At 39.3% G+C, this 14163-nt stretch carries 15 protein-coding genes and 1 pseudogene; 9 read left to right on the top strand and 7 right to left on the bottom strand.

Translation table 11 applies throughout. The annotated features are described in order from the left end of the window. Positions 1-82: 82 nt before the first annotated feature. A complete protein-coding gene (locus tag ACQQ2I_RS15870; protein WP_431027739.1) occupies positions 83-556 on the bottom strand; it encodes a hypothetical protein in 474 nt (157 codons plus the stop codon). A gap of 341 nt (positions 557-897) precedes the next feature. Between ACQQ2I_RS15870 and ACQQ2I_RS15865 the strand changes: the two genes are divergently transcribed. After that, the gene (locus ACQQ2I_RS15865; protein ID WP_431027738.1) at positions 898-1650 is read left to right on the top strand and encodes a 3D domain-containing protein; all 753 of its coding nucleotides are present in this window, start codon (positions 898-900) and stop codon (positions 1648-1650) included. Between the two features lie 84 nt (positions 1651-1734). On the opposite strand, the gene ACQQ2I_RS15860 is transcribed toward ACQQ2I_RS15865, so the two are convergent. Next, the gene (locus ACQQ2I_RS15860) at positions 1735-2970 is read right to left on the bottom strand and encodes a mannitol-1-phosphate 5-dehydrogenase (RefSeq protein WP_431027737.1); all 1236 of its coding nucleotides are present in this window, start codon (positions 2968-2970) and stop codon (positions 1735-1737) included. Positions 2971-3018: 48 nt separating this feature from the next. Further along, positions 3019-3687: an HAD family hydrolase gene (locus ACQQ2I_RS15855; protein WP_431027736.1), complete on the bottom strand. Its 669-nt coding sequence runs from the start codon at positions 3685-3687 to the stop codon at positions 3019-3021. A 355-nt stretch (positions 3688-4042) separates the two neighbouring features. Between ACQQ2I_RS15855 and ACQQ2I_RS15850 the strand changes: the two genes are divergently transcribed. From ACQQ2I_RS15850 to ACQQ2I_RS15835, 4 genes are all read left to right on the top strand, one after another. Further along, entirely contained in the window at positions 4043-4522 is a 480-nt protein-coding gene (locus ACQQ2I_RS15850; RefSeq protein ID WP_431027735.1) for an NUDIX hydrolase, read from the top strand. Between the two features lie 179 nt (positions 4523-4701). Next, entirely contained in the window at positions 4702-5544 is an 843-nt protein-coding gene (locus tag ACQQ2I_RS15845; RefSeq protein WP_431027734.1) for a hypothetical protein, read from the top strand. 548 nt (positions 5545-6092) lie between these two features. Further along, the gene (locus ACQQ2I_RS15840) at positions 6093-6266 is read left to right on the top strand and encodes a hypothetical protein (protein ID WP_391373365.1); all 174 of its coding nucleotides are present in this window, start codon (positions 6093-6095) and stop codon (positions 6264-6266) included. Further along, positions 6253-6825: a Fic/DOC family protein gene (locus ACQQ2I_RS15835; protein ID WP_431027733.1), complete on the top strand. Its 573-nt coding sequence runs from the start codon at positions 6253-6255 to the stop codon at positions 6823-6825. Before ACQQ2I_RS15840 ends, ACQQ2I_RS15835 begins: the two co-directional genes overlap by 14 nt. Before the next feature lie 52 nt (positions 6826-6877). Here ACQQ2I_RS15835 and ACQQ2I_RS15830 read toward each other — a convergent pair. Together ACQQ2I_RS15830 and ACQQ2I_RS15825 are read right to left on the bottom strand one after the other, a co-directional pair. After that, positions 6878-7093: pseudogene (locus ACQQ2I_RS15830) on the bottom strand (SDR family oxidoreductase); the annotation flags it as partial. A gap of 16 nt (positions 7094-7109) precedes the next feature. Continuing rightward, complete coding sequence (locus ACQQ2I_RS15825; protein WP_431027732.1) at positions 7110-7391, bottom strand: amphi-Trp domain-containing protein; 282 nt, start codon at positions 7389-7391, stop codon at positions 7110-7112. Between the two features lie 131 nt (positions 7392-7522). Here ACQQ2I_RS15825 and ACQQ2I_RS15820 point away from each other — a divergent pair, with 131 nt between their 5' ends. The 4 genes from ACQQ2I_RS15820 (at position 7523) to ACQQ2I_RS15805 (ending at position 11470) form a co-directional block, all read left to right on the top strand. Next, the gene (locus ACQQ2I_RS15820) at positions 7523-7969 is read left to right on the top strand and encodes a hypothetical protein (protein ID WP_431027731.1); all 447 of its coding nucleotides are present in this window, start codon (positions 7523-7525) and stop codon (positions 7967-7969) included. Then, positions 7969-8904 (top strand): TRM11 family SAM-dependent methyltransferase, encoded by a 936-nt coding sequence (locus tag ACQQ2I_RS15815; protein ID WP_431027730.1) that lies wholly within the window; start codon positions 7969-7971, stop codon positions 8902-8904. Before ACQQ2I_RS15820 ends, ACQQ2I_RS15815 begins: the two co-directional genes overlap by 1 nt. A gap of 120 nt (positions 8905-9024) precedes the next feature. After that, positions 9025-9459, top strand: coding sequence for an SACOL1771 family peroxiredoxin (locus ACQQ2I_RS15810; protein ID WP_431027729.1), 435 nt, complete (start codon positions 9025-9027; stop codon positions 9457-9459). 13 nt (positions 9460-9472) lie between these two features. Beyond that, positions 9473-11470 carry an ABC1 kinase family protein gene (locus ACQQ2I_RS15805; protein ID WP_431027728.1) on the top strand — a complete coding sequence of 666 codons (1998 nt, stop codon included), beginning with the start codon at positions 9473-9475 and terminating at the stop codon, positions 11468-11470. A 120-nt stretch (positions 11471-11590) separates the two neighbouring features. Here ACQQ2I_RS15805 and ACQQ2I_RS15800 read toward each other — a convergent pair whose 3' ends face one another. Further along, a complete protein-coding gene (locus ACQQ2I_RS15800) occupies positions 11591-12697 on the bottom strand; it encodes a hypothetical protein (protein WP_431027727.1) in 1107 nt (368 codons plus the stop codon). A gap of 12 nt (positions 12698-12709) precedes the next feature. Beyond that, complete coding sequence (locus ACQQ2I_RS15795) at positions 12710-14029, bottom strand: SPFH domain-containing protein (protein ID WP_431027726.1); 1320 nt, start codon at positions 14027-14029, stop codon at positions 12710-12712. Positions 14030-14163: the final 134 nt, after the last annotated feature.

Here is a 14163-nt window from a genome sequence, read left to right as displayed (position 1 = left end):
TGCCGATGATACGTTTTATACATAAAAAGAAGCTGCCCCAAAAGACCGTTGAATAACGACTTTTTGAGGGCAGCTATTTTGTTTAACGCATATTATCAATAATAGAGGAACGGCTATCTTGCATTTTTTTGATGAAGTTAGTCATCACATCAAATGCTTCATTTCTTCTGTTGGTCATACTTTGAAGGCGTAGCATGTCCATTTGATAATAATTATTAAGTTGATCAATGCTTGATTTTAGTTCGGTAATTTGTGATTGTATTGTTGCCTTTTCGCTTTCGTCAGTTGTCTCCTTTAACTTTTGATTTAATTCTGAAAGTTGACTGTTTAGTTCAGTAATTTGCTCATTTCTTTGATGCACTTCTTGAATTTGATTTGTTAACTGTGGGTCTAATGAGTTAGCTCGCTGTTGTTGTACCATCATTAGAGCTGTTTCAAGGTCCATAGATGAAAGATCGATTGGACTAATACCTTCAATAGACTGTGCAGATGGCTGATTTACTGAAGTAAATAATAGCCCCATTGCTAATGTGCCACCTAGTAATAACTTTTTCATAATAAAATCTCCTTTTCATAATATTGTTCGGGACATACCCTATACAAATTATAGGGGGAGAAGTTTAAATTTAGGTTAAATATACGGAAGATGAAAAAGATTTAGTGTAAATGGTTTGGACGCAATAATGAGTACTATTCGCGCCTGACTAATCGCTAAATCATAACAAATGAGACTGCGCTCTTTTTGTAGAAAAAATGCTTTTGTGAACGCCACCTTTCCAACTCACATTTTCGTGAATTTGGAAAGGTGGTTTTTTTATTTTCAAAAAAATGTTTATTTTTCGACTATATGGGTAAAGTTGGTTAGGGAGCAACAAATTTCTATAAAGGAGGGGCACTATGCTTAAAATTAGAGCTTGTTTACTTAGTGCTTTTATTGTATTAACGTCAGCTTCGGCGGTATACGCAACGTCATATTTCCCTGTCAATCTCCATTCTTATGAGCGTATGGATATTCGTGCATGGGATGCTTTAGAGGACATGGTCAGTTTGGACAAACAATTAGAGCCAGAAATTTATACAGTGACAGAAGGAGATAATTTATATCGCATTGCTGTCAATCACGATATTCCACTTGAAACACTAATGAGTTGGAATGATCTCACGAATTATGTCATTTATCCTGGCGATGAATTAAAAATGTATGGGGAAGAAGTAAAGGATTTAAACGAGCAGAAAAAAGTAGTAGCAACTGTTCCTACTACAATCCCTACCCCTGTTCCTGCGCAGCCAGCTGTTTCTCAGCAGGTCGTTCAGCAGCCTAAAGAGGAAGTAGTAGCAGAACCGCCAGCAGAACAGACAGGCAAAGAAATGACGGTTACAGCAACAGCGTATACGGCTTATTGTAAAGGATGTTCTGGCACAACGGCTTACGGTATTGATTTGCGTGCTAATCCAAATCAAAAAGTAATTGCTGTAGACCCACGAGTGATTCCACTTGGGACAAAGGTTTGGGTAGAAGGCTACGGGGAAGCGATTGCTGGTGATACAGGCGGTGCGATTAAAGGAAAGAAAATCGATGTCTTTATTCCAACTTATGAAAATGCTGTAGCGTGGGGCGTTAAAACTGTCAAAATTAGAATACTCAATTAAGAATATATAGGATGCCAGGTACCTGATGTGATGTTGAGTGAACGTCTTGCTTTAACAAAACAAAGGTACCTGGTATTTTATTGATTAAATATTCGGCATCAGCTCATATTTTTTCTTAAATTCACGATATTTTTGAGCGACCTTTTGATGAAGCGGATGAGCTTGTGGTATCCCTAAGTATTTTACGATGACGTCATTGATCGTATGTTTTTGGATAGCCTTTTTTAATTCAACGGCTTCGGGGTCGTCATCATGGTCGTATAGTAAGGCGGCCGCCAGCGTGTTAGTCAGATTGGAAACATCTAACCCTAAATTATACGTTAGTATCGTCGGACGAACTAATCGATCATTAATGGATAATTTACGAATGGGTGATCTGCCAATACGAACAATTTCATCGGACAGATAGGGGTTGGCAAAGCGATTCAATGTTTTATGGATGTATCGTGTATGCTCTGTTTCATCGAAATCATGTTTTTCAATTAACATAGTACCTGTTTCTTGCATCACTTTTTTAATATCTGTTGCTAATTGAGGGTCGGTCATGACTTCTTGAATCGTCGAATAGCCATTTAGATAACCTAAATAGGCGATGGAGCAATGCCCTGTATTGACCGTAAATAATTTTCTTTCAATAAATGCTTCAAGGGAGTCTACGAACTGTACACCTTTTATGTGTGGTAGTCCTTCAAGCATCGCAGAACGGTCAATAACCCATTCATAGTAGGGTTCAATTGTTACTTCAAGAGGATCTTCGTGATGTAGAGTAGGGACAATTCGATCAACAGCGGTATTGGGAAAGGCTATAAAATGAGAAGCCTTTTCATGTAATTCTTCTGGGAGATGTTCATAGATGTATGTTTGTAGTTTTGTGCTGCTATTCATGCCATTTTCACAGGCAATAATGTGCAGCGGTTCTGGATGATTGGTTTGCAATCTAAGGCGGATACCTAACGCAATTTTCGAGGCGATATTCGGTAAGTTCGCTGCACCAACAGCGGTTGTAATCAGATTTGCTTTTGCGATCTGCTTGGCGATCGCATTTTTGTTTTGTGAAGAAATAGCGGTGACATTTCGAACAAGTATACGATCGTTATTTTCATTGGCAATATTAACGGGGTATTCATTTCTTTGCTGAAGCTGGGCGATTTTTGTTTTGTTACGTGTGACAAAGGTGACATCATAGCCAGACCTCGTTAAAAGTAAACCGATAAAACCTCTTCCAATATTCCCTGCCCCAAAATGCACAGCTTGAGGCTTTTGTGGACGGGTGTTTGCAGCGATATTTAAATCATAAAGCGTGTTGTTATACTTTTTCAAAGGTATTCACTCTCCTTTAGTACATATAAATTTTACAAGAGACGTGCATTAAATCGTTTTTTGCGTAAAACAATCGGCAAGCTGTTGTAATTCATAGTGTGCTAAAGATTCAATTGTGTGGTGACCTTGGCCAAAAGGTAATTGTTTCGTAATGGTGTTTTTAATAACGAGGGTATGAAGTCCCGCTGCTACTGCTGCCCGGGCTCCGTTTGGTGAATCCTCAATAGCGATTGCTTCGTTTGCCTGAACACCTAATTGTTCTAATGCTTGTAAATAGAGTTCAGGGTCGGGTTTTACATGTTTGACCGTATCGGCTGTACAATAACAATCGAAATATTCACCGATCTCTAGTAAGTTGACAAACTGATCAATCCATGCGCGGTGTGAACTACTAGCTAGCCCAATTTTTAAACCGGCCGCTTTAGCTTCCTGTAAAAGTGTTAAAATCCCGGGTCTCATTGATTCTTTTTTCATGAGTTCCGTATGGTTTTGGTGGATTATTTTTCGGAATGCATCCAAATCCATTGAAATATTGTGATGAGTGCTTAAGTAGGTATACGGATTAAAGGAGTGGAGGCTCGTACCGAGGCATTGTGAATACGTATCTAATGATAATTCAACACCGTATTGCTCATAAGCATCTTTAAATACGGTATACCAAGCTGTTTCCGTATCAATAATTGTGCCATCAAAATCAAAAATAATAGCTTTCATCAAATCATCCTTTCTAATTTTAGAATTATCCAAATTGTCGGTTAAATTTGAATACAATTATTACCTTAACATTAAAAACTAAGGGGTTCAAGGGCATCCCGATGGCATTATTCACATTGCAAATTATCTCAACTTGCGATAAATGCTGATAAGTAGGTAATGGAAGCGTTATCACTTAAGTGTGTATTATTTTCAAAATTATATCTTTTTTCCTAGTAGGTGTACGAGTTATGATGTAGGCGCTTTTTTCGCTGTCACCTTTTGAGAGAAAACGTATAAAATAGTATTATCGTCTGTGAATGGTGTATAAGAGTCGTACTATTTCATTTCGCTTAACGATAGAAGAGGATGATCAAACATGTCAGAACAAATCGAGTATTATAAATATTTAAGGCAGTATGTTGGGACAAAACCTTTAATTTTACCTGGTTCAGTTGTCATCATTGGCAATGAAGATGGAGAAGTATTATTGCAAAAGCGCCCTGAGGGAAAATGGGGATTACCTGGGGGATTGATGAACCTTGGTGAAAGCTTTGAAGAAGTAGCCGAGCGGGAAGTATTTGAGGAAATCGGATTACGTATACGTAATATTACATTGTTACATGTATTTTCAGGAAAAGACTATTATATGAAAGCACCAAATGGCGATGAATTGTATTGTGTGACAGCTGTTTTCATAACGAAAGAGGTAGAGGGGACCGTTCAGTTAGATTGTGCTGAAACGTTGGACGTGCGTTATTTCAAATGTACACAGCTCCCTGAGAAAACGGTAGGAAGCCATCGGGATTTTATCCATCTTTTTCAGGATGAAATCAAGGTTGAACAGAAAAACTTGTAAATGTGTAAAAAATAGTCATGGCTAGCTTCACAAAGCATAAACTAATAATAGAAAGCTTCACTCATAAATAGCAGTTAGCTGCTAAAGTTTCGTTTCTGTAATTTTCAATACACACATAAAATCACCTAACATCTTAGCGTCGAGATTGTAGGTGATTTTTGTTTTGGGGGAGGGATGGTATGCGTATTTCAAACGGGCGGTATTTAGTTGATGGTTTAGAGAAAATCGTACATCTAAGTGACATGAACAAACAGACATATAAAAAGCGGTTTAAAGGAAAGCTGTATTGCCCTACGGAGGGGTGTCCGGCATTACTTTCGTATAGTGGGGGCAAGAAGGCTCATTTTAAAACGTGGCGATTGCGTCATCATAGTACAGACTGCATGTACAATGTGAATCGCAACATGCTAGAACTGGGTGCTACTGTAGCTGAAAATGTAACGATTACAATTAGTGGAAACCGTAGACAAAATGCTTTGCGGGATGCTGCGAAAATGTTTGAAGGAACCGTGGAAGAGCACAAAGCGATAAAAGAAGCAAAGCTATCTCAAAAAGGTAGTAGTCAGCCATCAAAGCAAGCACGAAAAAAATATATGCAAATGACTTTATATGACGGTGATTTATTAGAAGACGATTCACACGTAAAAGGGAAGGCGATTCGTAAGCGCTTTGTCAATGAGCTGACGTTCAAAGACGTTGGGCAAGTTCGTCTCGTGTTAGGTTATGTGCATTCGGTTGTGTTAGTTGGGAGTGTCGCTGATGTGATGATTGAGTATAACGAGCAGTTGTTAAAGGTCACATACCCAGAGGCTTTTGTGAAAGAAAGATTGAATAGTAGCTACTTAAATAAGTTTAGTGCCATCGATCAAGCACTTGAAGATGGACAAGCACTCACTTTCATAGGGATAGGTGATATAGGGCTAAATGAAGAGCAGGAGATGGAGCTTGTTATTTATAGTGGTGCTGATTTTAAAATTAATCAGATAGATTTATCATTATTTGCTAAGCAATATATCGATTAACTCAATTCCTTCTCGATTCTTTTCATAGAATCGGGATTTTTATTTTGAACGGTTTTGTAGGAGTATATCCCCAATGAATTTAGGCAATAGCTAGTGGAACCTCTATTATTGCATCGAGAGTACATACTGTGAATAGGAGGAACCAATATGTCTGGAGGAACAAGAGACATACTTGCTAAATTTATTTATGTCGTTTTTGCAACAGTTATTGGTGTCGTAATTGCAATACTGGCTTATGCGTGAAATAGAACGATTGCCTAGGTGATTCAGTACTAGGGTAAATGGAGTAGTAAATATTTATAACTCACCCCCCTTTCGAATCGGTTTCCGAAGGGGGGCATTGCACAAAACAACAAAAAAGTGTGGCATAAAGTGAGTGGTTCTACAATAACCTTATATGGTGGGTTTGAAAGGGAAGGGGGATCTTCGGGATAGAGAGACACATAAGCTAAGTGAAAATGAGTCTAATTGATCTCTTTATTTGTAAGCTCGGCGCTGTATAACTGCCCTCATTTCATGTATAATAGAACGTATAGGGGGGCGAAACAATGAAAAAGATTGTGATAGACTCACTTGAATTTAAACGTGTAGAAAAAAACCTAGCCCTAGAAGATTTACATGTAAACGAAGAGCTTGCTTTAAAGGCCATTGAAACGGTCAATGCAGGGAAAAAACTAACGCCAAACATGATAAAAGAAGTGTTAGAGCTTGGAAAAGTATAATTTTGGTGCAGATGTATCGTACTTATTAAATCATAATAAATTAGGCATCCAAACGATGGAACAGCTAGAAAGAGCAGAAGCTTATGCATTTATGATTCGTGCGTTAGAAATTGAAAATGGTCTTTATAAGGTTTCGCACTTTACAAAGCGTAGTTTCATGGACTTACATCGCTATTTATTTCAAGATATTTATACTTTTGCTGGTCAGTTTCGTAGAGTACAACTATCGAAAGGGACTACGCGGTTTTGCCAGTTTCAATATATTGACCAAATGGCTGATGAAATATTTAAGACTATACAGGCAGAAGAAGATTGGCAGGATATTGAAATGGCTGCAAAACGTTTAGCTTATTTTAAAACGGAGCTAAATATGTTGCATCCTTTCCGTGAAGGGAACGGACGTGCAACACGTATCTTCATCCATGCTTATGCACGTACAAAAGGTTATGAATGGGATTATGCAAGTCTCGAAAAAGATGAATATATGCAAGCGATGATTGAATCAGTTGTGGATACGACATTGCTTGAACACATTTTTTATAAAACATTATCGATATAAAAATCGGCAAGCCTTCTTACGTTAGAAGAACTTGCCGATTTTTTTAGTACGCTTAGTGAAGCATAATCGAGCCACCGTCTACCATAAACGTTTGACCTGTCATGTATTTGCAGTCGTCAGAAGCTAAGAATACCGCTACTTTACCGATATCCTCTTCTGGATCACCGAAGCGACCAAGTGGAATACTTTTTAACACTTCCTTGTAGTATTGTGGTTGAGCCTCTGCCCATTGACGAACACCTTCTGAATTTGCGATAGGTGAGATTAGAAGTCTGCCTCTTTTTCTATTCAATGCCCATAGATAATTTTTGTTTTGGGTTTGCCCCTTCGTACCAGTCAAATTCAATTTCGAATGAATGTTTGTCCCCTTTTTTTGTATATTCGTATTCAACTTTTACTTGTCCACTTGGTGCTACCACGACTTGTTCAGTGCCTTGTACAAATATAAATTGCCCATCTGTTCGTAATTTTTGCGCGATTTTTTCAAGTGTTTCTGCCAATTCTTGAATGCTTTGGTGTTCCTTATGTTTCAACAAAACTTCTGTTACCGGTTTGTTTGCTTGCATACAGATCACCTCTTCTTTTTTCCTAATTATACCATGCTGTACATTTTAGCTCGAATGAAACAGTAATTGTTCTCATCGTTGTCATAATTTGCGCTATACTACATATGGAAATATTATTTGGAGGGATTGTTATGGCATTTACAGTGAGCGCCCTAGAGCGTTGCCACAAAGAAACAGAGGAAACAGTAGGAGTTGAAACAGCGGCATTTTTGCAGCAAAATATTAGCTACTTAAAAGCGCATCAAGAAGAGTTTTTATATGCACAATCAAGTGATTTTGCAGAGGCTAAAATCGATGCAGTTGTGTTAGAATTTGATGAAATGTTTAAAGTATACACGGCATTATTCGGTTTACGATTACAAAAAAAAGTGAATCAACAATTAAAAGCGTATTTACGTGATAACTTAAAAGGGATGTTAGGCTCATCTAGTGCCATGTTCTCAGGGGATGAAGGTCTGTGGGAAGTGAATATTGCATTAGATGCAATAGAAGGCTTTACAGGAGAAGAAACATTTGAACAGGCATACGAGTTATTAATCGACTTTGTGATAAAAATGCTTGGAGTGTTAGAGGCATAATGGTTTCATACTTATACACATACGGTTGGCGCCCAGATGAAACGGCGCTATGTCGTATGGAAATGCGTGCGTTTTTCGGGACAGACACGGAGGAAAACGTACTCATTTCACCTGTAAAAGTAGAGCCGAGTCGAAGTCCGTTTATACGTGCAAGGCTAGCGATTAAATTTAAGGCAGCGAGTGTAGAGTTGCTGTGTAAACAGATGACGGGTATTCAACTTGAGGACAAAACATACCGTGTAGTGTCATTAAATGATGTAGCCCTTGGTGGAACTGCTAAATGGGCACATACGAAAAGGCGTGCGACAGAGAGACAGCTCGCACTAACGATTGAAGGGGAACCGGATTTAACGTCACCGGATGTGATATTTGGTGTCGTGCAGATTCATGACACTTTTTACTTTGGAGAGCTTGTGGAAGGGAAGGCTGTATGGCTAGCACATCAAGAGCGCCCACAGCAATACTCGACAGCACTCAGTACAAAAGTGGCAAGAGCACTCGTTAATATCGCAGTGCCCGTCATTGAAGGAAAGCGTGTAATTGACCCGTGTTGTGGTGTTGGAACGGTATTAGTTGAGGCGCTCTCAATGGGTATTCCTATTATCGGGCGGGATATGAATTGGTTTGTCACATCGGGTTCGCGAAAAAATATTGCGCATTTTGGATTGCAAGGCGAAGTGCAGCTTGGCCCGATTGAAGATGTCGTAGAGCGTTATGATGTGGCGATTATTGATATGCCGTATAACGTGTTTACACATAGTGATGCGGTTAGTTTGCAGTCAATTGTTACGTCCGCTCGCCGCATTGCCGAAAGCGTTTTATTTGTCACAGTGGAACCGATGGATGAATTGCTGACGGTTGCTGGATTTAAAGTAGTGGACCGTACCGTCGTGAAAAAAGGAAACTTTGGTAGAGAAGTTTTATTGTGTCGATAACGGAGGAGGTTTGAAAAGCTTTAGCTTTTTAGACCTCCCTTTCTATTACTTGTGATTCCTTATTGAAGTCTCTATCATAGTAAATATAAAGATCATTTTGGGAAATGGAGCGGTTTTTACGTGACACAGCATACCTTTACATTACAAACAACGTGGACAGGTGGAAGGAATGATGTGGGAACATTACAAGCTGAACGATTATCGACAGCGATTTCGATTCCCCCTGAAATGGACGGTCCAGGCATCGGAACGAATCCAGATGAGATGTTATTAGGGGCGGCAGCGACATGCTATCTCATTTCACTGGCGGCCATGCTCGAACGTTCCGATATTAAGGCGATATTAAATATGACATCAGAAGGGATCGTTGATGTAACAAATGGCGTCTTTACGTATGAACAAATTATACACAATCTCCAATTAAAACTTGCTGAAAAGAATGAACGAAATGAACGGACTGCAACACGTCTTGCTCATAAAGCAGAACAGACGTGCATGATTAGTAAAGCGCTAAAAGGCAATGTGGAGATAAAGGTAAATGTAACGATGGAGTAAAGGGTGTGAATGAATGGATGTTTGGCAATTGACGCTGCAAGTCATCATTGCATCGATCTTGATTTTTTTCGTGAGTGGTCGATTAATTGGTTTTAATGTTAATTTAGTAAAACGAATATTATCCGTTGTGCTAAGTGTTTCATTCACAACATTTGTGTTTTGGTATACGTATTTGCGTGATAACCCTGTAAACACAGAAGGGCTTATAGAAAATGTCTTAAATGTAGCAACGCTTTTATGGTTTGGCAGCATGCTCCTCATTTCTATGTTACTTTATTTATTTTTTGAATTATTTGATCCCATTTCATTGGACGAAAATGGCGCCCCTTTGAAAGGGAAAAATAATTTTTTTAAGAGACTTTTCATCTATTGGCGTCGTCAAAAGCGACTGCGCCACGTAGTCCGTATTGCGATGACGAATGGGATTACACGGACGATGAAATATGTTCGAAATCGTGAGGATGAAAGAGAGTTAGCGCTTGCGTTGCGACTGACGTTAGAGCAGTGCGGCGGCATCTTTGTGAAATTCGGTCAAGTGTTATCGACACGAAAAGAATTATTCTCACCAGTGTTTATTGAAGAACTCGAAAAACTACAGAGCAATGCACCACAGTTGTCAAAAGAGCAAGTAGATGCCATTTTACGTCAAAATGTACCTTTACCAATTGATGAAGTATTTAGCTACTTTAGTGAAAAGCCTTTAGCTGCAGCTTCTATTGGCCAAGTGCATACAGCTGTTTTACGTGAAACAAATGAACAAGTAGTTGTGAAATTACTACGCCCAGAAGTAAAGAAAATTATGCAAGATGATTTAGGGATTTTAGTAGAGTTTTCAAAGTGGATTACGGAAAAATCTGCGTGGGCAGAAAGTTTAGGATTTAAAGAACTTGCAATTGGTTTTGCTTTAGCATTAAAAGAAGAAATTAATTTTGAAATTGAAGCACGTAATATGATGCAAGTGATGAATATGATGGGGACATCTGTATTGAAGGTTAATGTACCGCGTGTTTATACGCAGTATAGCAATGAAAACATACTCGTTATGGAGTATATTGACGGTGTATCGGTTGCTAGCGCGGATGAAGTATTTGAAAAATTTAATATCGACCGCCACAAATTTGCGGAAACGCTCCTTTATAACTTTTTAGAACAGGCGCTTATTTCTGGCATTTTTCATGCCGATCCACATCCAGGGAATGTATATATTGACAACCGAAGTGGCGTCACGACGATTCTTGATTTTGGCGCGGTTGGTCGTTTAGCTACACCACAACAGGAAGGGTTAAAACTGTTTTTAGTAGGGATTTACCAAAATGATGCAAGCGTTTTATTTGATGGCATCACATTGCTCGTTGAAAATGCCGATTTAGCAGAGCGAGAAAAGATTGAGCAGGCGATTAGCCAAGTATTGTTAAAAATTTCATATGTAAAGCATGTACCAACGGATGAACTGATTTATTCGATTTTCTCGATTGTTCGTGAATTCGGTTTGCATTTTTATCCATCGGTCAGTGTAGCGTTGCGTGCAATTGTGACATTAGACGGTACATTACGTGTCATTGATCCGACATTTGATATTTTCCAGGAAGCAAAGCTATTTTCAAATGAATATATTAAAAATAGCATAAAACAACCGTTTAAAGAGCCAGCCGTCACATGGGGGAAACTAGAGGAGGAAATATCCTTACTCATTCCGAATTTGCGCAAAATTCCGCGTCGAATTGACCAATTAGTAAAAAAGGTCGAGCGTGGTAAAATTATTTTGCATCATGATATTTTTTCAGATAAAGCCAATGCCAATTTTGTCACACAGCTTTTTGCTCAATTTGTGTTATTAATGGTTGGTATTACGTTCGGTATTATCTCGGTTGCCCTGTTAGCAATTTCGCAATTTATTCATACGGCCTATGCCATTTATTTAAATACGGCAGCCTATTTAGGGCTCTTTTTATGTGCGATTTTACTCGTGCGATTATCGATTCAAGCGATTCGAAATATGAAGCGGTTTTAAAAAAAGGGGTGTTCCAGAAACTTTTCGGAACATCCCTTCACTTCTTGAAGAAATATTGCGCCTGCTGTGGTCGCATCAATATGCCACTATCTTCGTTGAACGGCTCCGTCTGCTAATTCCTTAGAAGAAGTTCCCTTCTCCGAGTACATAAATAATAGCAATGATCATTAGCGTGACAAGTACTGCAATTGTTACTTTAATTGCAGAGATGGGAGATTGTCCACCAACTTTTCCTGTTTGCCCATTCACCATGAATTGATATGTTTTACCGCTATAGCGGAAAGACGATAGCCAAAGTGGTAGCATGACATATTTATAGGTTACATTAGAGTGCACGGTAGAAAAATGAATGTTTGTTACAATATCTGCGTTATGACGCATACGCACTTGATGCGAAATTTGTCCCTCGATATGCGAGTGAATGTCTTGTTGTGCTTGTTTCCATCCATCTTTCAGACCGATGCTGTAACGTTCAGCAGCATAGCCACTTAAGTATTCTTTACTGTAAGTGCGACTAGCATTCGTATTAAATGGTTCAACTGAACGCAAAATCGATTCATTATAACGTGTTGTCGCACGAACTAAATGGTCATCGATAAATTCTTGGTAGAAACCGCTAGTAGAATACCAATCTGTTTCGGTACGTGTTTTTCCATCGCGATCGGTTACTTGACGATGCTTACCATAACGAGCTGTGTAGCGTGAAGCTGTTTTCGTATCAAAAGTCCAATAGGGTAAATAAAGACCAGTAAAAGCGTCCGCTCGTGCTTTCCGTTTTGCTTCATTTGGTGCAAACCATTTTCCTTTAATCCACCGTTGGAAATTTTCATTTGCCTGTTCACGTGTAATTTCAAATGGACAGACCCCATTTGGAGCAAGTGCATTTTCAGCAGTACTTTCCATGACGTGATTCGAACCGCAATACGGACAAACATTGGCCACTTCAAGTGCATCATAAACAGATTCTGCCGCACAAGCATCACAAATAACTACCTTTTTTTCTGCACCCCAGTCGAAGCTTCCAGTTTCAAGTGCTTCATCTAATTGGATTTCTTGAGCAAGCCGGTCCTCATCGAGCTCAGGCTGTGGAATGCTTTCTTCATAACCGCAATACGGACAAGTTAATGTACCGTTTGCTGGATTAAACTGAATCGAGGCGCTACAGGAAGGACATGAAGCATCGTACTCATCAACTTCTTTGAACTCTTCGGCAGTGAATGTACTCATGTGCCTACCTCCTTATATACGATCTGCTTCGTTGATAACATCGCCGCATTCTGGACAGAATTTTGGTATTGTTCCCTCTGGTTGCCAACCACATTTATCACATTTCACTGCGGTTGCTGTCGGTTTTGGTGAGCCACATTCCGTACAGAATTTCCCTGTATTTTGTGTGCCACACGAACATACCCATGTGCCTGCGGGTTCGGGTTGTTTTGCACCGCATTCCGTACAGAACTTTCCTGTATTTGTTGTGCCACACGAACATGTCCAGCCATTTTCTTTTGGTGCTGGATTTTGCGGTGTTTGAGGTGGAGCTGCTTGTTGCTGTTGGGCACTCATCGCAAATAAATCTTTCGCATTTAATCCACTAGCACCTGCTGCCATATTCATTCCTGCAAAGCCAACAAATGCACCTGCTTCGTTTTGAGCTGCTTTTGTCATGGCTTCAGCCTGTGCACCTGCAAGTGTAGCAGCCGCCATATTGGGATTACGCAGTACGGCATTGCGCTGTAATTGTTTAATCATCTCTTCATCTTCTTCGGAGGCATTGACTGCGTTGACACCAAACTCAACGATTTGAATACCGCGTGTTTTTGCCCATTTTTCAGATAGAATGTCGTTTAATGCTTGTGCGAGTTCTAGTGTATGGCCAGGTAGTGCACTGTAGCGGATACCCATTGTTGAAATTTTTGCGAATGCTGGTTGTAGCGCGGTTAATAGCTCTGTACGTAATTGTGTCTCGATCTGTGAGCGACGGAATTCTGTTTCCACATTCCCAGCTACATTTGTATAAAATAAAATCGGGTCTATAATTTTGTATGAATATTCACCGTGACAGCGAATAGAAATATCGATATCAAGGCCGATATTATGATCGATTACACGAAACGGGATCGGGCTCGGTGTTCCGTATTTATTGCCTGGAATTTCTTTTTTGTTGAAAAAGTAAATGCGCTGATCTTTCGGTGCTTCTCCACCAAAGGCGATACGCTTACCTAACTGTTTAAATGTTTCTTGAATGTTGTCACTTAAATCACCGTAGAAAATACTTGGCTCTGTTGACGTGTCAAATAAAAATTCACCTGCTTCTGCACAGAATTCGATAATTTTCCCTTGTTCCACAATCATCATGGCTTGCCCTTCGTTTACGGCAATAATGGAGCCATTACTAATGATATTATCGCTCCCTTTTCTGTTAAAGCCACGCTTACCGCCCTTTTTCTCGGCTTTCATCATTAACACATCAGCTGGAATAGCATCGCAGTAAAAATACTCTCGCCATTGATCTGCTAATACACCTGTTGCTGCACCAATGCCTGCTTGTAATAAACCCATATATATCCCTCCTCTAAATATTTATTTAATTATACTTCAAAAAAATTCGTGAAGTTTCAAAAATTGAGAATAAAAATAAGTAATAATTTTGGGCGAGACTTGTTATTTTGCTATATTAATAGGTTTCTTTAAAG

Source organism: Lysinibacillus sp. LZ02, assembly GCF_050613145.1.
In the GTDB taxonomy this organism is placed as follows: Bacteria; Bacillota; Bacilli; order Bacillales_A; family Planococcaceae; genus Lysinibacillus_B.
This window is presented reverse-complemented; position numbering and strand designations above follow the sequence as displayed.